Genomic DNA, 20,377 nt, shown 5'->3' on the forward strand with positions numbered 1-20,377 from the left:
CGTCCGCACCCTCGAGGCCATCGGGCACCGCGAGGCCTTCGGCCTGAACTGGGACCCCTCCCACTTCATGTGGCAGGGCATCGACCCGGTCTCCTTCATCTGGGACTTCAAGGACCGGATCTACCACGTCGACTGCAAGGACACCAAGCTCCGGCCCACCGGCCGGAACACCGTCCTGGGCTCGCACCTGCCCTGGGGCGACCCGCGGCGCGGCTGGGACTTCGTCTCCGCCGGCCGCGGCGACGTGCCCTGGGAATCGTCCTTCCGCGCCCTGACCGCGATCGGCTACGACGGCCCCATCTCCATCGAATGGGAAGACGCCGGCATGGACCGCCTCCACGGCGCCCCCGAAGCCCTCGCCGCGCTCAAGAAGTTCGACTTCCCGGCCTCGAACACCTCCTTCGACGCCGCGTTCAAGCAGTAGCCGGGCGCCGCCGGTCCCGGATCCGCTGCTTTCAGGACAGCCGCGGCGAAACCGGTCCGGCGCACCGCGGATCCGCGCTGCGCCGGACCGATTGCGTGGCCCTGGTCCGATGTTGTAGCGAAAACTCAACCGTCCACAAAGTTGTCATCGTCAGGAGCTTCGAGTGCCGGACATCCCGGAAAACACCATCGCACAACGGGAACTTCAGCCGGGCCAGCGCTGCGAAGTCTGGATCGCGTCCGTCACAGGTGAGCGCGAGCTCGTGTTCACCAGCCGGGACGTGCTCGTGGAGGCGCCGAACTGGACGCGTGACGGCGCGGCACTCATCCTGAACGGCGCCGGAAAGATGTGGCGCTTCGACGTCGGGAGCCGGGCGGTCAGTCAGGTGCCCCTCACCGGAATCCCGGACCTGAACAACGACCACGTCCTGGCGCCGGACGGCACCGGCATCTACCTCTCGGCAAACGACGGCCACCTCTACCGAGCGGCGCTTGCCGGCGGCGCGGCGACCCGCATTACCGAGGACGACGGGTTCTTCCACTTCCTCCATGGCGTGAGTCCGGACGGCGACGAGCTGGCCTACGTGGGCATCGAGGCCGGCGATTTCACGCAGCCCGGCAGGCTCATGACCATCCCGGCCGGCGGTGGCGCCGCCACCCTGCTGAACGTGGACGGCCATTGCGACGGGCCGGAATACTCGCCCGACGGCGAATGGCTCTACTTCAACACCGAAGCCTTCACCAGTTCACCCGGCCACGCCCAACTGGCCCGGGTGCGCGCTGACGAAAGCGGCATGGAGCGCCTGGTCAAGAGCGACTCTGTCGACTGGTTTCCGCACCTGTCGCCCAACGGGCGTTTGGCCAGCTACATCCGGTTCCCCGGCGGCACGGTGGGCCACCCCGCGGACCTGCCGGTCGACGTCGTGCTGGTCTCCACCGGAGACTGGTCCACGCCGCTGCACTGCTGGCCCCTCATTGGCGGGCAGGGCACGCTCAACGTCAACAGCTGGTCCCCGGACTCCACCCGGTTCGCCTACGTCGCCTACCCCGTCGGCTGACCCGGCTGCCGGGGCTAGGGTTTAGCTATGACGCACCGGATCCGGACAGCAACCGTGGACGACGCCGGGAAGCTGGCCGCACTCGCGGCCGTCACCTTCCCGCTGGCGTGCCCGCCGGAGTCCCGGCCGGAGGACATCGCGGCCCACCTCGCCAATACGCTGAGCGAGGCCAATTTCCGGACCTATCTGGCAGATCCCGCGGTCACGGTGCTGGTGATCGACGCCGACGGCGACCTCCGCGGGTACAGCCTGCTGGTGGCCCGCCCCACCACGGACCCCGAGGTGGCCGCGGTCCTGGCCGAGCTGCCGTGCACGGAGCTGAGCAAGTGCTACGTCCACCCGGACCATCACGGGCTCGGCGCCGCGGCCGAACTGATGCACGCCAGCATCGGTGTGGCAGCGGCGGCCGGCGCCCGCGGGCTCTGGCTCGGCGTCAACAGCCAGAACGCCCGGGCCATCCGGTTCTACGAAAAGTCCGGCTTCCACAAGGTCGGCACCAAGTCCTTCCGGCTGGGCACCACCGTGGAACACGACTTCGTGATGGAGCGCCCGGTTGCGCCGTGAGGCCGCGAGCGCCGGCCGGCCTGGGCCGCCAGCCCTCGGCCGGGAGGCCCCTCCGCCGCGGGGCCGTGACGAAGCCGACAGGCCGCCGGGGAATGGACCCGGCGGCGGCGCGGTTGTTGGGGGCATGAAGATTGAGATCTGGTCCGACGTCGCCTGCCCCTGGTGCTACATCGGCAAACGCCGTTTCGAAACCGCCCTCGCGGCCTTCCCGCACCGCGAGTCCGTGGACGTGCAGTGGCGCAGCTACCAGCTGGACCCCACGCTCCCGGAGCACTACGACGGCACCGAACTGGACTACCTCAGCACGCGCAAGGGCATGGCTCCGGCGCAGGTATCGCAGATGTTCGAGCACGTTGCGGCCCAGGCCAAGGGCGAAGGGCTGAACTACCGGTTCGACGCCGTCGTGGTCGCCAACAGTTTCACGGCCCACCGGCTGATCCACCTCGCCGCCGCCCACGGCCAGCAGGACGCCGCGAAGGAACGCCTGCTCAGCGACCACTTCGAGCATGGCAAGGATATCGGCAGCCAGGACTACCTGACCGCCCTGGGCCTGGACCTCGGACTCGACGCCGGCGAACTGGCGGAACTGTTCAGCACCGGGGCCTACGCCGACGACGTCCGCAATGACATCGCCGAGGCCCGCGCCCTGGGCATCAGCGGCGTCCCGTTTTTCGTGATTGACCGGAAGTTCGGGCTCTCCGGCGCCCAGCCCGCCGAAACCTTTACCGCCGCCCTCGAGCAGGCGTGGCAGGACAGCCACCCGCTGGTCATGGTGAGCGCCGGCGCGGAGGCTGCGGATGCCACCACCGATTCCCACGCGGAATCCGGCGCCTGCGGCCCGGACGGCTGCCCCGTCTGAGCCCGGAATCGTCGAAGTCGCCGGAAACTCCCGGTTTCGCCGGACGATTACGGCGACTCGGGGCGTTTCCGGCGAACTCCCGGTACTGGCGGCATCCCGCGGCTCGGGCGGCCCGGCCTAGAGTGGATCATGGACACTTCGGCCGGACCGGACGGACCCCGGACCTCCCTGTTTACGGACCACTATGAGCTGACCATGTTCCAGGCGGCCCTCCACTCCGCGGCCGCGCACCGCCGGTCCGTCTTCCAGGCCTTCACCCGGGGACTGCCGGCCGGGCGCCGGTACGGCATCGTGGCCGGTACAGGCCGGCTCCTCGAGGGAATCGCGAACTTCCGCTTCAACGAGGACGACCTCGATTTCCTGGCCGCCACCGGCGTGGTCCATGAGGACACCCTGGAGCATCTGGCCGCCTTCCGGTTCTCCGGCGACATCTGGGGCTATCCGGAAGGTGAAGCCTACTTCCCGCACTCCCCCGTCCTGATCGTCGAATCGACGTTCGCCGAGGCCTGCATCCTGGAAACCTACGTCCTGTCGGTGCTGAACCATGACAGCGCCATCGCCTCCGCCGCATCCCGGATGACCAGCGCCGCCGGCGGCAGGCCCTGCATCGAGATGGGCTCCCGCCGCACGCACGAGGAAGCGGCCGCCGCGGCTGCCCGCGCGGCAGTCATCGCAGGCTTTTCCGGCACGTCCAACCTGGCCGCCGGGCGGCGTTACGGCCTGCGGACCATCGGCACCGCGGCCCACTCCTTCACCCTGCTCCACGACTCCGAGCGCGACGCCTTCGCGGCGCAGCTGGCCTCGCTCGGGTCCGGCACCACGCTGCTCGTGGACACGTACGACGTCGAAGCGGCGGTCCGCACCGCCGTCGACCTCGCCGGAGACAAACTTGGGGCCATCCGGCTGGATTCCGGAGACCTCGTGGCCCAGGCCCGGTGGGTCCGGGAACTCCTGGACAGCCTCGGCAACGTGCACACCAGGATCGTGGTGACCTCGGACCTGGACGAATTCTCCGTCGCCGCGCTCCGCTCCGCCCCGGCCGATTCCTATGGCATCGGCACGTCCTTGGTGACCGGATCCGGGGCGCCGACGGCCGGGATGGTCTACAAGCTGGTGAGCCGGGCCGGTGACTCCGGTGAGCTGGCTGCCGTGGCGAAGACCTCGAAGGACAAGATCAACATGGGCGGGCGCAAATTCGCCGTGCGCCGCCTCGACGACCGCGGCACCGCCACCCACGAGGTCCTCGGCGTGGACCACCCGCCGGCCGACGGAAGGAACGGACGCCCGCTCCTGCAGCAGTTCATGAAAGACGGCGAAATCCTGCCCGGCTGGACCGGCCCGGACGCGGTGGGGCGGGCGCGGGACCGGCACACGGCCTCCATGGCGGAGCTGCCCCGGGTGGTGGACAGGCTGCAGCCCGGCGAGCCGGCCATCCCCACCATCTACGAATAGAGCCCTTAAGGCGACGGAAGCCCCACATCCCGTTCCGGAAGGCCCGGGACTTAGTCTGACGTCCGGTGCAGGACAAAGATGCCGCCGTAGGCGGGCTGGTCCAAGCGCTGCCGGTCGCTGTCGGTGTATTCGCTCAGCACAGCGTGGATGCGCGTGATGAGGTCCTCAGCATCTTCCTCGGAGAGGTGCAGAACGAAGCGTGAGAGGCTGGCGAGCGCGTCCGGTCCTGCTTCCGTCAGCTCTTCCCGGAACGCCTCGAGCGGGGCCAGCGGACCGGCGGGACCGGCTTCACCCAGCGCGGTGTCCAGCTTCCAGGACCTCCCCGTGGAACGATACGGCTTCTCCAGCGCGCCGCTCTCGCCCGTGCGGACCCCGGCGGGTTCAAGGAAACCCGTTGAGAGCAACTGCCGCACGTGATAGAGCACCGTTCCCGGATCCTGGCCCAGCCGGTCGGCGAGTTGTTTGTTGGTCAGTTCGTGGAGCCCGCACAGGCGCAGGATCCTCAGGCGCAGCGGATGGGCCAGCGCCTTGATTTCCCGGGCGTTCGCGACGGGTCTTTTTTGGTCCGCGCTCGACTGCTCTGCGTCCGTCATGTCCCAATCCTACAATCCGATGTACTGGATTCAATCACCTTGAATTTTCTCAATCACTGTGGAATGGTCCACCTATGACTAGTCACGCTGCGCAGGTGAAGGAACGGCATCGTGCGCCCCTGGGTGCGTCCTACTGGAAGCTGTGGACCTCGTCCGGGCTCTCCAACCTCGCGGACGGCGTCTTCAAGATCGCGCTGCCGCTGCTGGCCATTCAGTTCACCCAGTCACCCACCCTGGTTGCCGGACTGAGTGTCGCGGCGACGCTTCCCTGGCTTCTCTTCGCCCTCACGGCCGGCGCGCTGGCCGACCGGCTGGACCGGCGCAAGCTCATGCTGTGGGCCAACCTCAGCCGGGCGGCGCTGCCCGCCCTGCTGGCCGCCGTCGTTTTGCTCGATCTGGGCTCCGTTTGGGCTCTGTACGTTGTCGCGCTGATGGTGGGTGTGGCTGAGACGCTCTACGACACCTCCGCGCAGTCGATCATGCCCCAGCTGGTGCACAGGGACCAGCTGTCGCGCGCCAACGGCCGGCTCTACGCCGTCGAGCTCACCACCAACCAGTTCATTGGTCCCCCGCTGGGCGGGCTGCTGGTGGCCACGGGCGTGGTTGCGGGCGTTGCCGTGCCGGCGGCCCTGTGGCTTGCGGCCGTCGGCGGCCTGCTCCTGGTCCCGGGGGCTTTTCGCACAGAGCGTGAGCAGAAGACGACACTGCGATTCGACATTGGTGAGGGGCTGCGGTTCCTCTGGAACCAGAAGATCCTGCGCACACTCGCGGTGATGACCGGGGTGTTCAACTTCGCATCCAGCGCGGCCTTCGCGGTCTTGGTGCTGTTTGCCGTGGGCCCGGCTTCACAGATGGGCCTGTCCGAAGTGGGGTTCGGCCTGCTTCTGACCACCTCCGCTCTCGGCGCCTTCGTTGGCTCGTTTTTGTCCGAGCGGGTGGAGGCCAGGCTCGGCCGGTCGACGTCCCTGATGCTCACGATCTTCGGGGCCGCGCTGTTCGTCGGTGCGCCCGCCCTGACCGCCAACCCCTATGTTCTTGGCCCAATCTTCTTTGTGGGCGGCATGCTGATCGTGCTTTGGAACGTCATCACCGTGTCCCTGCGCCAGCGCATTACTCCCAACCGTTTGCTGGGCAGAGTCAACAGCGCCTACCGGCTGCTGGCGTGGGGCACCATGCCGCTTGGTGCGGCAGCCGGCGGTCTGCTGGCCCAATGGCTGGGCCTGCAGGTCATGTTCGGCATCATGGGAGTGCTGACGCTCGCGCTACTGGGGATGATGCCCGTCCTCACGAACAAGGCAATCGCCGCGGCCGACGTCGAATCCTAACTTGCTGCTTCCGAGGAGGCCTGGGGCAAGGCGGTTCCTGCGCCGGTAGCCTGCGCGGGCGCGTTGCGCATGGTGTTTCGAAGGGTCGTGGCGATGATGATCGACCCGACGACGAACGCAAGGGCTACCAGGGGGATGGTGGCGACGCCGAAGGAATCGAGGGTGACGCCTCCGACCGTGGCGCCGACGGCGAAGCCGGCCTGGGCGAGGAGCACGCCGATGCTGGTTGCTGTTTCGGGCGCCCGGCGTCCGGTGAGCAGGACGGCTTGTTGGTAGACGACGACTGCCGCTGCGACGCCGAGCCCCCACAGTGCGACGGCGATGAGTACGACGGCGAGGTTCCTGCCGCTGAAGAACAGCACGACGAACTGACTCTTGGGAAAAGTGAGCGGGATTGCGACCGCGAGGCGGACGGGAGGGGCGCGGATCGGGCATCCGCGCCCCTTGCTTCGTGCCGGGTGGCTGTCAGCTGTCGATCGAGGCCATGTTGGCCTCGTCGTGGCGTTCCCCCGCCGCGGGCCGGAGCGAGTTCAGCCGCTCCAGCTGGTCACGGGTGAGTTCGATGCCGTCGGCCGCGGTGTTTTCCTCGACCCGGGAGACCCTGCGGGTGCCGGGGATCGGGGCGATGTCGATCCCGCGGGTCAGCAGCCACGCCAGGGCGGTCTGCGCGGGGGTCGCGCCGATCTCGGCGCCGATGGCCTTTACCTCGTCGACGATCGCGAGGTTGCGGCGGAAGTTCTCACCCGTGAACCGGGGGTTGGTCTTGCGCCAGTCGTCGGCGGCGAAGTCCTCGACGGAGCGGATCTGGCCGGTCAGCAGCCCGTGTCCGAGCGGCGAATACGGGACGAAACCAATTCCGAGGTCGCGCAGCAGCGGCAGGATCTCCGCCTCCACGTCCCGGGTCCACAGCGAGTACTCCGTCTGCAGGGCCGAGACCGGCTGCACGGCGTGTGCCCGGCGGATGGTCTCCGGGGAGGCCTCGGACAGCCCGAAGTGCAGCACCTTGCCCTCGGTGATAAGGTCCGCAACCGCGCCGGCCGTCTCCTCGATCGGGGTGTTCCGGTCGATCCGGTGCTGGTAGTAGAGGTCGATGTGGTCGGTGCCGAGGCGCTTGAGGGAGCCCTCGACGGCGGACCTCACGTTCGCCGCGCTGCTGTCGACCACGCCGGGGCCGCCGCCGGAATGGGAGACCAGGCCGAACTTCGTTGCAATCTTGACCTGATCGCGGCGTCCCTTGACGGCCTGGCCGACGATCTCCTCACTCAGGAACGGCCCGTAGATCTCCGCTGTGTCGATGTGGGTGACCCCGAGGTCGAGGGCGCGGTGGATCGTCCGGATCGACTCCGCGTTATCCAGGGCGCCCTCGCTGGTGTAGGTGCCGGCCATAGTCATGGCGCCGAGTCCGATGCGGGAGACTTCGAGGCTTCCGAGGCGTGCGTTCTTCATGGTGTATTTCCTTTGCGTTGGTTCCCAGGCCTGGCATGGCCCACAGCGTGGTGAGGGTTTTTGGGCAGCCGGTAGCCACTGGCATCCAGCGGGTAAGTGGGGACTGGGTGGACGACGGCGGGAGGCTCCCGCCGTCGTCCGTTTGCGTCGGTGTCAGGCCCCGGTGTCAGGCGTCGTCGTGGGCCAGATTGCTGGAGAGCTCGCGGTGGGCGTCGGCCTGGACCCGGAGGTCCTTGGCCCGGGCCTCAAAGACTCCAACGGCGTCCGCTCCGGCGGCGAAGCGCAGCGGCGGTTCATCCAGCTCCGCCAGTTGAATGAGGGCGTTGGCGAGCTTGGCCGGGTCCCCGCCCTGAAGGCCGTTCATGCCTTTCCACGCGGTGACCGTCTGCTTGGTCCGCTCGGAATAGTCCCCGATGGTGGATGCCGCGTAGCTGGTGGATTCCGGGGTGAGGAGCTCGGTGCGGAAGAATCCCGGTTCAACGATCATGGTGCGGATCCCGAACGGGGCGACTTCGGGGGCCAGGGATTCGGCCCAGCCCTCGACACCGAACTTCGAAGCCGCGTAAGCAGACAGGAACTCCCCGCCGGCGATGCCGGCGGTGGAGGAGATTGTGACCAGCAGGCCCGAGCGCTGGGCCCGCAGGACGGGCAAGGCCGCGCGGGTGACGTTTATGGGCCCGAACATGGTGGTTTCGATTTGGGCGCGGAAGTCCTCCGGGGTGATTTCTTCGAAGAACCCGGCGTAAAAGTTGCCGGCGTTGTTGACGAGCACGTCGATCCGGCCGAACCGGTCCACGGCGGCCTGAATCGCCGCGGCCGCGCCGGCGGGGTCGGTGACGTCGAGTTTTATGGCCAGCAGGTTCTCGTTCCGGCCGACGGCCCGGGTGACCTTGTCGGGGTTGCGGCCGGTGGCGACGACTGCGTGGCCGGCGGCCAGGGCTGCCTTGGCGATGTCGGTGCCCATGCCGCGGCCTGCCCCGGTGATGAACCAGACTTTTTGCCCGGTCTTGGCGTCGTTTTGCTCAGTCATGTTCTGTCTTTCCTGGGTTGGGTGTTCCGGGGCGCGCGTGGGAGCGCAGATCCGGGATGGAAGAGCCGCTGGTGGTGGTTTTCGCCGGGGGCGATGCCGCCCAGCTGGCCAGGAACGCCAGCGCGTTTTCGGATGCGGACCCGGGCTCCGCGGTGAAGGTGTACAGGGTCTGCCCCTCATCGCCGGGAAGGTGGAGCGTCTCGAACTGCAGCGACACGTCGCCTGCGACCGGATGGTGGAAGCGCTTGGTTCCCGTGGTGTGGATCCGTACGTCATGGCCGGCCCACAATGCGGCGAAGTTCCCGCTGCGTGTGGTCAGCTCGCCGACCAGCTCGTTCAATGCGCGGTCATGGGGATTCCGTCCCGCTTCCGATCGGAGCATCGCCACCGTGGTGGCGGCGATTGCAGGCCAATCGGGGTAGAAGTCCCCGGCACCCGGATCGAGGAAGAGGTACCGTGCCTGGTTCGGCAGCTGGCCCGAAGCCTCCGGACCAGCGGCTGCAGTGGACTCGAACACCGGCCCATATAGCGCGCGGCCCAAGGGGTTGGCGGCCAGCACGTCCGAGCGTCCGTTCTGCACCAGGGCGACCGCGCCGCTCATCCCGTCCAGCAAGCGCAATACTCCGGGACGGACCCGCTGCTGCGGTGGCCGGCGCGGCGGCCGCCGGGATGACGGCGTGGTGGCCGTCCTGGCCAAGTCCAACAGATGCGTCCGCTCTGCCTCATCCAGCTGAAGGGCGGCGGCCACGGCGTCGAGGACCGAGTCCGAGACGCCGCGGATGCTGCCGCGTTCGAGCCGCGTGTAGTAGTCCGTGCTTACCCCGGCGAGCTGTGCCACTTCCTCCCGACGCAGCCCCGGCACACGGCGCAGCTCGCCATAGCTGGGGAGGCCGGCCTGATCCGGGGTGATCTTCGCCCGGCGCGAGATCAGGAAGTCTCGGATTTCGTCTTTTCTGTCCACACCCACCACGCTACGCAGGCCGGACGGGCGGTGGCAGTGTCTATCAGACACCCCCAGCTGAGGTGGTGGATACAGGGGTGGCCCCTCAGAACCGGTCGATGTTCATCGCCCGGCCGTGTCACAGTCAGCCGCCCGGCTGCTTTGGTGACAGATCGCGCTAAAGTGTGCGTATGCCTAGGATTTCGGCCGCGAGCAACGCCGCCCAACGTGCCGAGACCCAGCGCCGCATCCTGACCGCGTTCGGGGAACTCCTCTTCACCCACGGGCTCCCCGGCCTGACCATGACGGACGTCGCGCGCCACGCCCAGATCGGCCGGACCGCCGTCTACAACTACTACGCGGACATCGAAGAGCTCCTCATCGCCTACGCCCTGGATGAGACCGAGCGGTTCCTGCTCGATCTGCGCGAATCCCTCGACGCACTGGAGAACCCGGTGGAGCGCCTGGCCGTCTACGTCCGCGCCCAGGTGGAGGACCTGAGCCGGCGCCACCTGCCGCCGGGCCCGGCCATGGCGGCGGTGCTCTCGCCGTCGTCGTTCGCCAAACTCGCCGACCACGTGGGTGAGCTCAGCGTGCTCCTGCGGGGCATCCTGCGCGACGGCATGGCCCAGGGGTACCTGCCCGAGTCAGACATTGCCCAACTGGCCCAGCTCATCCACGGCACGCTCTCCTCAAGCGCTGCGCGGGGCGACGGGGCGGGCCAGGACGCCGAGGCCGAGGCCCGGCTCGCCCGGACGGTGCGCTTTGTCCAGCTGGGGGCCGGGGCCAGGTTTGACGACGCCGGCCGGCCGGTCCGCACCATCCCCTAGGCCGCGGTCCTCCCGGCTGCGGCGCCCGGAAGGCTGGAAGTCCGGAAGGCTGTGTCTTAGCCCGTGCCGGGCGTCGCCGTGGGTACCGCGGGCAGCGTGGCCTCATCCACGATGCGCCGGTTCTCGCGGGGGCAGCTGAGCTGGCCCGGCGTCTGGTCCACCAGTTCCGGCTTGGCCAGTTCCTTGAAGTCGCCGGTAATGATCACGTCCACGCTCGGGTCAGCGCGGCCGTCCTGGACATAGTCCGAACCGGGCACGTGGCGCTGGACGCTGAAGGCGGCCGACTGGCCGGCAGCACCGGAGACCACCAGCGCAACGCCGCGGTAACTCGACGTCGTGTTCCCCACGGCACCCACCAGGAACTTCCGGGCCGCAAGCTGGTCGGCCACGCTCCGGGCCAGGCCCGGACGGCCCGTGGAGTTGTAGATGTTGACGTGGACCTTCTCCGGCGGCGCGTAGTCGTAGGTGGCCGCCGGGCACACCGACACTGCCGCCCTGCTCCGCTCCGCCCCGGGGATCTTGATCTGGCCGTTCATGATGGCGAGGGCCACCACGATCGCGGCCACGATCAGGCCGACAAGCATCACCAGCACAACGCCGTGCAGGATCCTGCGCCGCAGCCGGTGGGGGTTCTCAGCCGTATCGTCCTGCTCCACGAACGTGGCCCGCAGCTCGGAGCCACTGATGACGCGGTGCCCGTGCAGGACTCTGACATCTGGCGGCTTCCTAGCCATTTATCACGAGGACCCGCGCATGAATTGCGGTGCGCTGGTGCAGCGCGGTGCGGACTGCCCGGTGCAGGCCGTCTTCAAGGTAGAGGACGCCGCGGTATTCCACGACGTGCGGAAAGAGGTCGCCGAAGAACGTGGAGTCCTCGGCCAGCAGGGCTTCAAGGTCCAGTGTGCGCTTCGTGGTCACCAGCTCATCAAGCCGGACAGGACGCGGGGGCAGGGCCGCCCAGTCCTTGGGCGTGGTGTAACCATGGTCGGGGTACGGGCGGCCCTCGCCCACAGCTTTGAATATCACCATGCCAGCCTAGGGAACTTGGACGCCCGAAGGAACGAATGTCCCCCGGCGGCGTGAGGTTGTGGCCAAACGGTAACCATTTGTCACACGAAGCACTGCCGCCTGTCACATCCAGCGCCGGGCCGTCGATCTGCTGCACGGTTCACCCAAACGTCCCGCGCGGCTGACAGAATGGCCGTATGACTTCACCCGAGACTGTCCCTGTTCCGTCGTCGTCGGCCCCCGTGCTGGCGCTGCTGCTCGACGTCGACGGTCCGGTCGCGAGCCCGGTCACCCGCGAGGTGCAGCCCGGCATCATCGCCGACCTGGTTGCCCTGGCCGCCGCCGGCGTGCCGGTCATCTTCAACACCGGCCGGTCGGACGCGTTCATCCGCGAGCAGGTCATGGAACCGATGATCGCCGCCGGAATGCCCGCCGGCACCCTCATCCACGCCATTTGCGAGAAGGGCGCCGTCTGGTTCAGCTACACAGCGGAGGGCCCCGGCCCGGTCCATGTGGACCACGAGCTCGCCATTCCGCAGGCCTTCGGCGATGACGTCCGCCGCCTGGTGGCCGAGGACTACTCCGCCCACATGTTCTACGACGAAACCAAGCGGGCCATGGTCTCCGTGGAGCAGCACATTGCCGTCCCCAACCCCGACTACCGTGCCGAGCAGGAACTCTTCGACGCCGACGCCATGGGCATCATGGCCCGGCACGGGCTCGGCGTGGTGCGGCTGGACCACCACGTCCCCGATTCGGATGACCAGATCGACTTCCGTGTCGATCCGACCATCATCTCCACCGACATCGAATCGGTCCGGCTGGGCAAGGACCTGGGCGCGAGCCGGGCCGTGGAGTTCCTGGCCGCGCAGGGCATCACGCCGCAGGCCTGGCGCACGGTGGGCGATTCCCGCACGGACTACGCCATGGCCGACTGGCTGCACCACAACGACCATGCCGTGAAGCACGTCGATGTCCGGCCCGCGGACGGCATCCCGGTCAAACCCTACGAGGTTCTCACCGCCGCCGATCTGGGGCTCGGCGAAGACGTGATCCACGACGACGCCGGTGCCGCCTTCCTGCACCACTGGCTGGGCGTCGCCACCGACTGAGGTCCCGCTCCGCCGTTACGCTCCGTCACATTTCGTCGTCACGCACGCCGCGCGGCGTCCGGTTTTCCGCGGCAATTTTGAGGCCCGCGTTATCATGCAAGTAGACACCAACGCACTCAAAGAAGCGGGAGCTCAGACATTACCGAAGCAGCGATCCAAGACGAGATTTACTATGGCAGCCAGGCATCTGTGGACGCCCACGCCGAGGTCACGTCGGCGGCCGCGGTCGCCAGATTCCGGACCCGCTCCGATGTTGTCCGCCACCGCGGCCGCTATGCGCTGATCAACGAAAACCGTACGCCGTACCAGGCCATGGTCGAGGACCTGATGTTCCTGCGTTCCGTCCTGGCCGGCGCCGGCATCGGCTACCTGCTGGTCCGCGGCAACAACCACCGCCCTGTGGTCGCCGTCGACTGGAAGGACCGCAAAGAACTCCGCGATGCCCTCGTGGAGGCGTGCCGTGACGAGCCGATGTATTCCATGAGCGTGGACGCAAAGAAGAAGTCGTCCGTTCTGGTGGCCGACGGCGAGCTGTCGCCGAACCGCCAGGCCCGGATTTTCCGGCTTTACCGGCCCAGGGTCGAACCCGAAGGCGGTTTTGAATTCGGGGCTTCCGCCGGCGTCCAGCTGGAGCTGTGGAGCTTCGAAGGCGATCAGCTGATCCTGCCGATCGAGAACTCCCTGACGCGCCGCACCATGCTGGCCCAAGATGCCGTGCGCGGCACGGTGGAACGCTACGGCCACACGTGGCCCACCATCGAGAACATGTTCGCGGACCACGCCAGCGACATCAGCTTCGACGTCGACCTGGTCTTCTCATGGGTTGACGGCAGCTCACCCGAGTACATCGCGGCCCGCCGCGCCCGCATGGCAGGCGTGGTGGTGGGTGAGGGCGATGACCACGAGGCCCGCTTCCGCCAGATCGATGAGCTCAAGTACGCCCTGCGCTCGGTGTACATGTTTGCGCCGTGGATCCGCCGGATCTTCATCGCCACGGACTCCCCCGCGCCGTCATGGCTGGCCGACCACCCGAGTGTGACGATCGTCCGGAGCGAAGAGTTTTTCGCCGACACGTCGGTGCTGCCCACGCACAATTCGCAGGCCGTGGAGTGCCAGCTGCACCACATCGAGGGGCTCTCCGAGCACTTCCTGTATTCGAACGACGACATGTTCTTCGGCCGCGCCGTGGGCCCGGACATGTTCTTCACCCCGGGCGGCATCACGAAGTTCATCGAGGCTGAAACCCGGATCGGTCTGGGCGACAACGACGCCGAACGCAGCGGCTTTGAGAACGCCGCCCGGGTGAACCGCAAGCTGCTCTGGAACCGCTTCGGCCGCATCACCACCCGGCACCTGGAGCACACAGCGGCCCCGCTGCGGCGCAGCGTGGTCGAGCAGATGGAGCAGGAGTTCCCGGCCGAGTTTGCAAAGACCGCCGCAAGTACCTTCCGGGCAGCGGACAACATCTCCGTGACCAACTCGTTCTACCACTACTACGCGCTGCTCACGGGCCGGGCCGTGACCCAGACAGCTGCCAAGGTGAGATATGTGGACACCACGGCGCGGGCCGGGCTGAACTACCTGCCCAAACTCCTGGCCAAGCGGAACATGGACTTCTTCTGCCTCAACGACGGCAGCTTCCCCGAGGTCCCGGCAGAAGAGCGGGCCGAACTGGTCACGGACTTCCTGGAGAAGTACTACCCCATCAAGGCGCCCTGGGAGAAGTAACGGACCGTGACCAAAACGGGCGCCGCGCCGGCCGGGAGATGAATCAGTTCAGGGTGGTGTACCTGCGGTGCGCCTGCGTCCGGGACGGGGCCTCAAGCTTGGCCTTCTCAGGGATATAGATCCCTGCGGCCGTGAGCCGGCGTTGGACTTCCTCCGGAGAGACCAGCTCCCCCACCGCCGGGGTATCGCCTAGAAGCACCACGGAGTGCACGATCGTGTGTTCGTAGACGTGGACCAGGTTGAACGCCTGCCCGCCGTCGCGGCCCCGGGTGCCGCCGACCGGAACGTTCAGATCCTGCGTATAGCAGGTGGCTGAAGCCACGGACACCGGGATGCCCGCGAACGTTGCGGTGGTCGAGTAGTGCAGGTGGCCGCCCAGGATGGCGCGGACATCGGAGTTGCGCAGGACGCCGGCAAGCGCCGGCTGGCCGCGGAGCTCCACGAGCACGGCAAGGTCCAGCACGGACGGTACAGGCGGGTGGTGCAGGGCAAGGATGGTCCCGTCCGGGGCCGGGGTGGCCAGTTCAGCAGCGAGCCAGTCCAGCTGGTCGTGGCTCAATTCGCCGTGGTGGAAGCCGGGCACGGAGGTGTCCAGGGTGATGATGCGCAGCCCGTTGACGAAGTAGCTGTGGTCCACGGGCGCGTCATTGTCGGCCTGGTCCAGGAGCCCGGCCCGGAAATTGGCCCGGTCGTCGTGGTTGCCCATCGCCCAGATGACCGTGGCCCCCAGAGCCTCGCACGCCGGATCCACGATGGCGCGGAGCTTGGCATACGCCTCGGGTTCGCCCAGGTCAGCAAGGTCGCCCGTGAAGATCACGGCTTCGGGGCGTGCACCGGAGGCGTGGACCTCCTCGAAGAGTTGCCTGAGCAGGGCTTCGCTGTCCACGACGCCGTGCAAGGGTTGCGGACCCCCCAGCAGGTGGGGGTCGCTCAGGTGAAGTAGGAAATGACGTGGCCGGGGGTGTTCGGCCTCGATGCGCTCCATTGCTGCCTTCTTGGTTGGGTGGAAGCGGTGCTTCCAGGGTCCCTCTCAGTAAGAACTATCCAACCAGACATTGGGCAAACAATGTAAAAACTGGGACAGGCATATTGGAAAAATTGGCGTTAACAGGTGGCGTGCCCTCACATGCCCTTTCCGGCATATACGGGGCGGGGACGCCCGGCGGCACTCCCGAAACCCCGCGGCTTCGGGGCGGGACGGACAGTGCCGCCGGGTGCCCGGCTACCGCTAGCTCAGGTAGCCGTTCGGGTTGAGCACGAACTTCGTCGCCGCGCCGGCGTCGAATTCCGCGTAGCCCTTCGGCGCGTCCTCCAGGGTAATCGCCTTGGCGTTGACGTTCTTGGCGATATGCACCCTGTCATGCAGGATGGCCATCATCAGCTGCCGGTTGTATTTCATGACCGGACACTGTCCCGTGGTGAAGCTGAGGGACTTGGCCCAGCCCGTTCCGAGGCTGAGCGAGAGCGAACCTTTCTTCGCGGCCTCGTCCACGCCGCCCGGGTCCCCGGTGACGTAGAGTCCGGGGATGCCCAGGGCACCGCCCGCGGCCGTTACCTCCATCAGCGAGTTCAGGACGGTGGCCGGGGCCTCCTGCGCGCCCGAGCCGTGGCCCTTGGCCTCGAAGCCCACGGCATCCACGCCACAGTCCACCTCCGGCACGCCGAGGATCTGCTCGATCTGCTCCGCCGGACCACCCTTGGAGAGGTCCACGGTCTCGCAGCCGAAGCTGCGTGCCTGCGCCAGGCGGTCCTCGTTCATGTCCCCGACGATCACGACGGCGGCACCGAGCAGCTGGGCGCTCGTGGCCGCCGCGAGGCCCACCGGGCCGGCTCCCGCGACGTAGACAGTGGAACCGACGCCGACTCCGGCGGTAACGGCACCGTGGAAACCGGTCGGGAAGATGTCCGAGAGCATGGCCAGGTCCATGATCTTCTCCAGGGCCTGGTCTTTGTCCGGGAACTTCAACAGGTTCCAATCGGCATACGGCACCAGGACGTAGTTGGCCTGGCCGCCTACCCAGCCGCCCATGTCCACATAGCCGTAGGCGCTGCCCGGGCGGTCGGGATTGACGTTCAGGCAGATGCCCGTCTTGCGTTCCTTGCAGTTCCGGCAGCGCCCGCAAGCGATATTGAACGGGACGGAACAGATGTCCCCCACTTTGATGAATTCAACATCCGGGCCCACTTCCACCACTTCTCCAGTGATCTCGTGCCCGAGCACCAGGTCGGTGGGAGCCGTGGTGCGCCCGCGGACCATGTGCTGGTCCGAGCCGCAGATATTGGTGGCCACGGTTTTGAGGATTACGCCGTGGCGTACCTGCCGGCCCACGTTGGCGGGGTTGACCCCCGGACCGTCCTTGAGTTCGAAGGTGGGGTAGTCAATGTCGATCAGCTCGACCTTGCCCGGCCCCTTGTAGGCAACGGCTTTGTTCCCTGTCATCTATTTCCTCCTGCTTTCACGGGCCCCGTGGTGGGCGCCCTAGTGTGATTCACGAAGTTCTTTGATGCGCCCTCCACAGGAACACCCGGCCAAGCTGCCGACGGCCGCCAGAGTTGCTTGCGCCGTGGGGATGCCCGGAATGTTGGAGGGTCCGGCCAGTCTAGGCGCTAAGCATGCTTAGGGATAGGGCTGAGTTCCTCTGGACCCCGGGCCGGTCGAGTCAGTTGAGTGCGGACTGAACAGCCTCGATAATCTCCGGCGCGTCAGGCTCAACGGTGGGCGCAAAGCGGGCGATGACCTCGCCGTCGCGGTTCACGAGGAACTTCTCGAAGTTCCACTTCACCAGGCCGGGCAGGATTCCCGTCTTGAATTTCGTGAGCTCGGCGTAGAGCGGGTGCTGGTTCTTTCCCCGGACGTTGGCCTTGACCGTCAGCGGGAAGGTCACCCCGAAATTGCGCTGGCAGAACTCGGCAATCTCGGCGTCGCCGCCGGGTTCCTGCCCGGCGAACTGGTTGCAGGGGACGCCGAGGACCTGGAAGCCCTGGCCGCGGAACTTGTTGTGCAGCGCCTCGAGTCCAGCGTACTGGGGCGTGAAACCGCACTGGGACGCCACGTTGACCACCAGAACCACTTCGCCCTTGAATCGGCCAAAATCAGTCTCGGTCCCGTCGATGAGGGTCAGGGGAATGGAGTGCAGAGCTGTCATGGGGCGCGTCCTTGCGATGTCGATGGTCCGGAGCAGGGAATCTGAACTGGTCACTCCATTATTCGGCACCGGGGGCTGCGGGTATGGGTGTGCCTCCCGGACATGACGCCGGAACAACGCCCGGGGGCGCGGCGGGGGCTAGCCGCTTGGCGTCGCCGAGGGCGTCGCTGAGGGTTTTGTTGTCACTGCCGTGGTGGCCGACTGCGTGACCGCCCGTGGCTTCGGCGTATCGGCCGGCGCGGTGACCGGGTCCGGCTCCACAGTGAGCGGGGCCGGTACCGGGGTGGCCGTCTTGGCGGCAGCCTCGGTCGCGGTTGCGGAGGCTGACACAAGCGCGGAGGACGGCGGTGCCACCGGCGGCGGGACCGACAACGGTGCTGATGGCTTGGCGGAGGCCGTTACCGTCTGGGTCGGCGTCGGCGTCGGGGTCGGCGTCGGCGTCGGGGTCGGGGTGGCTGTTGCCGACGGGGTCGGGGTCGCAGGTGCCGACGGGGTCGGGGTGGCTGTTGCCGACGGGGTCGGGGTCGCAGGTGCCGACGGCCGCGGGGTCGGGGTGGCTGTTGCCGACGGGGTCGGGGTCGCAGGTGCCGACGGCCGCGGGGTCGGCGCGGCGGGCGTGGTCGTCTTGGCAGTCCCGGTCGGCGTCGGCGTCGCGGGGGCTGTCCCGGTCGGCGTCGGCGTCGCGGGGGCAGTGCCCGTTGGTGTCGGCTTAGAGGTGGCGGAAGGCGTTGCCGACGGTTTGTCGGCGGCTTCAGTAGCCGCAGGCGAGGCACTCGCCGACGGTTTGGCGGCCACCGCGGCAGGTTGCTCCTGAACGCCGCCGGCCACCACATGGGTCAGGTCCTCCCGGACAGGAATCGCCCAGCCAATCCCGGCATTGGTTGCCTTACCGGCGTCGGGCGCGTAACTGGTCATGTCGATCGGGCCGAGTTGATCCACCTGCTTGATGGGCAGAAATGTCCAATCGCGCGGATCAGTGTGGGAGCCGTTGAGGATGGTTTCGAAGTGAAGGTGGCAGCCGGTGGAGGATCCGGTGGTCCCTACCCGGGCAATAATTTCGCCCACCCGTACGGAGTCGCCCTTCTTGACCGCGATCGCTTCCAGATGGTTGTACGTGGTGATGAGACCGTTGCCGTGGTCGATTTCCACCCGGTTTCCGCCGCCCCACGGGTGCCAACCGACGGCCCGCACCACACCGGCGTCGGCGGAGTAGACCCGGGTGCCGCAGGGTGCCGCGAAGTCCTGGCCCCAATGGAATTCGCCCGCGAATCCCGTCAGGGGGCTGGTGCGCAGCCCGAACGGGGATGAAGGCACCAGTGATTCCAGCGGGGCCATGAGGAAACCCGGCGCGGGCCGGCGCAGGGACGCCGAGGCCACATTGAGCTCGCCACGTACCCCTGCCCGGGTGGCCGTGTCCACCGTGCTCCGGCTGAAGGCCACGAGCGCCTGGGCGTCGGCGGTGACAGCGCCGGCGCCGGGAGTCCCCGCGGGCGCGGGCGTGGCGGTGTGGGCCAGCGGGTCCAGGGCTTCTGGTCCCACGTCGCCGGAAGGAGGCATGGCGGCCGTCGGGACGGCGGCGGGCGCGCCGTAGGTCGCAAAGGCGCTCAGTCCCTGAAAGCCGCCGAATGCCAGCACGGCCAAGGACAGGCACAGGCCTCCGGACACGCAACGCACGGCAATGGTCCGTGCCCTCGCTGACTGCTCACTCGATGAGTTTCCCCAGTGTTTTCCCACGACGTGACTCCCGCAATATGTCCGCCAGACCCCAATCTTCACGAACTTACCTCCCTATGTGACCACAGACCGCCGGGTCTGTGAACCGTCAACGTGTTCCTTTTGCGGGACCAATCGGAGATCCGTGGATGTCCCCAGTAGCTTGCCGGCGGCAGCCCAGTAGTTCTCCGCACAATTGCAGGTGCCGCTCGCCGCAGAGACGGGTAAGAATGAAGGATGCGAAATGTCCTCAGGGAATGGCAGGCGGAACTCAAACAGACGTTCACGGGGACGCGCGATTCGGTGCCCGAATGGGTGCCAGGCCTGGCCGAGGGAGACGACGCCGGTTACCACTTGCCCGGCTCGGCCGTCTGGGCCGTGCACGGGGACATGCCAACCATCGTGGCGGGAATCCGGGCACTGCTGATGCAGGCGCTCCATCCCGGCGCGTTGGCCGGAGTCCATGACCACTCCCGTTTCCGCGAAGACCCTCTCGGCCGGCTGGCCGGCACGATCCGTTGGATCTTCACCGTGACGTATGGCTCCACGGACACGGCCAGGGCGGCGTCGGACTGGGTCCTTCGGCTGCACCGGACGGTGCGGGGAGAATTCGTGGATGGCCACGGCATCAGGCGCAGTTACGCGGCCAACGATCCCGAGCTGCTCCGGTGGGTTCACATTGCCTTCACAGACGCTTTCCTCTCTGCCCACAAGCTGTGGGGACGTCCGATTCCTGGCGGACCTGATGCCTACGTCCGTGAGTGGGCCCAGGCCGGCCGGCTGATGGGCGTCGAGGCACCGCCGCTGAGTGAAGCGGAGATGCGGCAGCAGTTGGACCGCTGGTACGACGACGGCGAGCTCCGCTGTGACGAGCGGGTCACCGAAACGGTGGCGTTCATTCGCGACCCGCCCCTTCACCCCGCGCTCAGGCCTGGCTACAAGGTGCTGTTCGCGGCCGCCGTGGCAAGCCTTGAGCCCAAGTACCGGGAACTTCTGGGCCTGCGGACTGCGCGGCTGGGCCCGATACCGCTGCCGGTAACCCTGGCCACCCGGGTCACGCTCGGCGTGGTGCACGTGGCCCTCGGCCGGATGGGCCCGAGCGAGCAAGCTGCCCGCGCCCGGCTGCGCCGGCTGGGCTACCGGGCCTGAG

21 protein-coding genes are annotated in these 20,377 nt (G+C 67.7%); 10 read left to right on the plus strand and 11 right to left on the minus strand.

The window, feature by feature from the left end; genetic code table 11:
- The 5 genes from B5X90_RS17770 to B5X90_RS17790 form a co-directional block, all read left to right on the plus strand.
- On the plus strand, positions 1 to 424 hold a 424-nt coding region (locus B5X90_RS17770; RefSeq protein ID WP_143264800.1), incomplete at its 5' end, for a sugar phosphate isomerase/epimerase family protein.
- Between the two features lie 163 nt (positions 425 to 587).
- Positions 588 to 1,481, plus strand: a complete 894-nt coding sequence (locus B5X90_RS17775) for a TolB family protein (RefSeq protein ID WP_079555272.1) — start codon at positions 588 to 590, stop codon at positions 1,479 to 1,481.
- 27 nt (positions 1,482 to 1,508) lie between these two features.
- Positions 1,509 to 2,045, plus strand: coding sequence for a GNAT family N-acetyltransferase (locus B5X90_RS17780; protein ID WP_079555273.1), 537 nt, complete (start codon positions 1,509 to 1,511; stop codon positions 2,043 to 2,045).
- 124 nt (positions 2,046 to 2,169) lie between these two features.
- The gene (locus B5X90_RS17785; RefSeq protein WP_079555274.1) at positions 2,170 to 2,904 is read left to right on the plus strand and encodes a DsbA family oxidoreductase; all 735 of its coding nucleotides are present in this window, start codon (positions 2,170 to 2,172) and stop codon (positions 2,902 to 2,904) included.
- Positions 2,905 to 3,033: 129 nt separating this feature from the next.
- Positions 3,034 to 4,356, plus strand: coding sequence for a nicotinate phosphoribosyltransferase (locus B5X90_RS17790; RefSeq protein ID WP_079555275.1), 1,323 nt, complete (start codon positions 3,034 to 3,036; stop codon positions 4,354 to 4,356).
- A 50-nt stretch (positions 4,357 to 4,406) separates the two neighbouring features.
- Here the strand turns inward: B5X90_RS17790 and B5X90_RS17795 are convergent, their stop codons facing one another.
- Entirely contained in the window at positions 4,407 to 4,949 is a 543-nt protein-coding gene (locus tag B5X90_RS17795) for an ArsR/SmtB family transcription factor (RefSeq protein WP_079555276.1), read from the minus strand.
- Between the two features lie 74 nt (positions 4,950 to 5,023).
- Here B5X90_RS17795 and B5X90_RS17800 point away from each other — a divergent pair, with 74 nt between their 5' ends.
- The gene (locus B5X90_RS17800) at positions 5,024 to 6,274 is read left to right on the plus strand and encodes an MFS transporter (protein ID WP_079555277.1); all 1,251 of its coding nucleotides are present in this window, start codon (positions 5,024 to 5,026) and stop codon (positions 6,272 to 6,274) included.
- On the opposite strand, the gene B5X90_RS17805 is transcribed toward B5X90_RS17800, so the two are convergent.
- From B5X90_RS17805 to B5X90_RS17820, 4 genes are all read right to left on the minus strand, one after another.
- The gene (locus B5X90_RS17805; RefSeq protein ID WP_079555278.1) at positions 6,271 to 6,636 is read right to left on the minus strand and encodes an MFS transporter; all 366 of its coding nucleotides are present in this window, start codon (positions 6,634 to 6,636) and stop codon (positions 6,271 to 6,273) included. The two genes, B5X90_RS17800 and B5X90_RS17805, sit on opposite strands and share 4 nt — an antisense overlap.
- Before the next feature lie 103 nt (positions 6,637 to 6,739).
- Positions 6,740 to 7,720 carry an aldo/keto reductase gene (locus tag B5X90_RS17810; RefSeq protein WP_079555279.1) on the minus strand — a complete coding sequence of 327 codons (981 nt, stop codon included), beginning with the start codon at positions 7,718 to 7,720 and terminating at the stop codon, positions 6,740 to 6,742.
- A gap of 166 nt (positions 7,721 to 7,886) precedes the next feature.
- The gene (locus B5X90_RS17815) at positions 7,887 to 8,750 is read right to left on the minus strand and encodes an SDR family oxidoreductase (RefSeq protein WP_079555280.1); all 864 of its coding nucleotides are present in this window, start codon (positions 8,748 to 8,750) and stop codon (positions 7,887 to 7,889) included.
- The gene (locus B5X90_RS17820; protein WP_218670210.1) at positions 8,743 to 9,711 is read right to left on the minus strand and encodes a helix-turn-helix transcriptional regulator; all 969 of its coding nucleotides are present in this window, start codon (positions 9,709 to 9,711) and stop codon (positions 8,743 to 8,745) included. The genes B5X90_RS17815 and B5X90_RS17820 overlap by 8 nt, the downstream gene beginning before the upstream one ends.
- A 170-nt stretch (positions 9,712 to 9,881) precedes the next feature.
- Here B5X90_RS17820 and B5X90_RS17825 point away from each other — a divergent pair, with 170 nt between their 5' ends.
- Positions 9,882 to 10,520 (plus strand): TetR/AcrR family transcriptional regulator, encoded by a 639-nt coding sequence (locus tag B5X90_RS17825; RefSeq protein ID WP_079555282.1) that lies wholly within the window; start codon positions 9,882 to 9,884, stop codon positions 10,518 to 10,520.
- 56 nt (positions 10,521 to 10,576) lie between these two features.
- Here B5X90_RS17825 and B5X90_RS17830 read toward each other — a convergent pair whose 3' ends face one another.
- Together B5X90_RS17830 and B5X90_RS17835 are read right to left on the minus strand one after the other, a co-directional pair.
- Positions 10,577 to 11,254 carry a LytR C-terminal domain-containing protein gene (locus B5X90_RS17830; protein ID WP_079555283.1) on the minus strand — a complete coding sequence of 226 codons (678 nt, stop codon included), beginning with the start codon at positions 11,252 to 11,254 and terminating at the stop codon, positions 10,577 to 10,579.
- On the minus strand, positions 11,247 to 11,546 hold the full coding sequence (locus B5X90_RS17835) for a type II toxin-antitoxin system VapB family antitoxin (protein ID WP_026266597.1): 300 nt from the start codon (positions 11,544 to 11,546) through the stop codon (positions 11,247 to 11,249). The genes B5X90_RS17830 and B5X90_RS17835 overlap by 8 nt, the downstream gene beginning before the upstream one ends.
- Before the next feature lie 179 nt (positions 11,547 to 11,725).
- On the opposite strand from B5X90_RS17835, the gene B5X90_RS17840 reads away from it, so the two are divergent.
- On the plus strand, positions 11,726 to 12,640 hold the full coding sequence (locus B5X90_RS17840; protein WP_079555284.1) for a hypothetical protein: 915 nt from the start codon (positions 11,726 to 11,728) through the stop codon (positions 12,638 to 12,640).
- Positions 12,641 to 12,829: 189 nt separating this feature from the next.
- Positions 12,830 to 14,368, plus strand: a complete 1,539-nt coding sequence (locus B5X90_RS17845; RefSeq protein ID WP_230007875.1) for a stealth family protein — start codon at positions 12,830 to 12,832, stop codon at positions 14,366 to 14,368.
- Between the two features lie 43 nt (positions 14,369 to 14,411).
- On the opposite strand, the gene B5X90_RS17850 is transcribed toward B5X90_RS17845, so the two are convergent.
- The 4 genes from B5X90_RS17850 to B5X90_RS17865 form a co-directional block, all read right to left on the minus strand.
- Positions 14,412 to 15,353, minus strand: coding sequence for a phosphodiesterase (locus tag B5X90_RS17850; protein ID WP_079555285.1), 942 nt, complete (start codon positions 15,351 to 15,353; stop codon positions 14,412 to 14,414).
- A 243-nt stretch (positions 15,354 to 15,596) separates the two neighbouring features.
- A complete protein-coding gene (gene fdhA / locus B5X90_RS17855; RefSeq protein ID WP_079555286.1) occupies positions 15,597 to 16,808 on the minus strand; it encodes a formaldehyde dehydrogenase, glutathione-independent in 1,212 nt (403 codons plus the stop codon).
- Positions 16,809 to 17,028: 220 nt separating this feature from the next.
- Positions 17,029 to 17,514: a glutathione peroxidase gene (locus B5X90_RS17860; protein ID WP_079555287.1), complete on the minus strand. Its 486-nt coding sequence runs from the start codon at positions 17,512 to 17,514 to the stop codon at positions 17,029 to 17,031.
- A gap of 138 nt (positions 17,515 to 17,652) precedes the next feature.
- Positions 17,653 to 19,179, minus strand: coding sequence for a peptidoglycan DD-metalloendopeptidase family protein (locus B5X90_RS17865; protein ID WP_143264805.1), 1,527 nt, complete (start codon positions 19,177 to 19,179; stop codon positions 17,653 to 17,655).
- Positions 19,180 to 19,464: 285 nt separating this feature from the next.
- On the opposite strand from B5X90_RS17865, the gene B5X90_RS17870 reads away from it, so the two are divergent.
- Entirely contained in the window at positions 19,465 to 20,376 is a 912-nt protein-coding gene (locus B5X90_RS17870; protein ID WP_079555288.1) for an oxygenase MpaB family protein, read from the plus strand.
- Position 20,377 lies beyond the last annotated feature (1 nt).

Source organism: Arthrobacter sp. 49Tsu3.1M3 (genome assembly GCF_900168135.1).
Classification (GTDB): domain Bacteria; phylum Actinomycetota; class Actinomycetes; order Actinomycetales; family Micrococcaceae; genus Arthrobacter.

Coding starts and splice junctions, on each gene's coding strand:
- B5X90_RS17780 (WP_079555273.1), top strand. CDS start 1,509: ATGACGCACCGGATCCGGACAGCAACCGTGGACGACGCCGGGAAGCTG.
- B5X90_RS17785 (WP_079555274.1), top strand. CDS start 2,170: ATGAAGATTGAGATCTGGTCCGACGTCGCCTGCCCCTGGTGCTACATC.
- B5X90_RS17790 (WP_079555275.1), top strand. CDS start 3,034: ATGGACACTTCGGCCGGACCGGACGGACCCCGGACCTCCCTGTTTACG.
- B5X90_RS17795 (WP_079555276.1), bottom strand. CDS start 4,949: ATGACGGACGCAGAGCAGTCGAGCGCGGACCAAAAAAGACCCGTCGCG.
- B5X90_RS17800 (WP_079555277.1), top strand. CDS start 5,024: ATGACTAGTCACGCTGCGCAGGTGAAGGAACGGCATCGTGCGCCCCTG.
- B5X90_RS17810 (WP_079555279.1), bottom strand. CDS start 7,720: ATGAAGAACGCACGCCTCGGAAGCCTCGAAGTCTCCCGCATCGGACTC.
- B5X90_RS17815 (WP_079555280.1), bottom strand. CDS start 8,750: ATGACTGAGCAAAACGACGCCAAGACCGGGCAAAAAGTCTGGTTCATC.
- B5X90_RS17825 (WP_079555282.1), top strand. CDS start 9,882: ATGCCTAGGATTTCGGCCGCGAGCAACGCCGCCCAACGTGCCGAGACC.
- B5X90_RS17830 (WP_079555283.1), bottom strand. CDS start 11,254: ATGGCTAGGAAGCCGCCAGATGTCAGAGTCCTGCACGGGCACCGCGTC.
- B5X90_RS17840 (WP_079555284.1), top strand. CDS start 11,726: ATGACTTCACCCGAGACTGTCCCTGTTCCGTCGTCGTCGGCCCCCGTG.
- B5X90_RS17850 (WP_079555285.1), bottom strand. CDS start 15,353: ATGGAGCGCATCGAGGCCGAACACCCCCGGCCACGTCATTTCCTACTT.
- fdhA (WP_079555286.1), bottom strand. CDS start 16,808: ATGACAGGGAACAAAGCCGTTGCCTACAAGGGGCCGGGCAAGGTCGAG.
- B5X90_RS17860 (WP_079555287.1), bottom strand. CDS start 17,514: ATGACAGCTCTGCACTCCATTCCCCTGACCCTCATCGACGGGACCGAG.
- B5X90_RS17870 (WP_079555288.1), top strand. CDS start 19,465: ATGCGAAATGTCCTCAGGGAATGGCAGGCGGAACTCAAACAGACGTTC.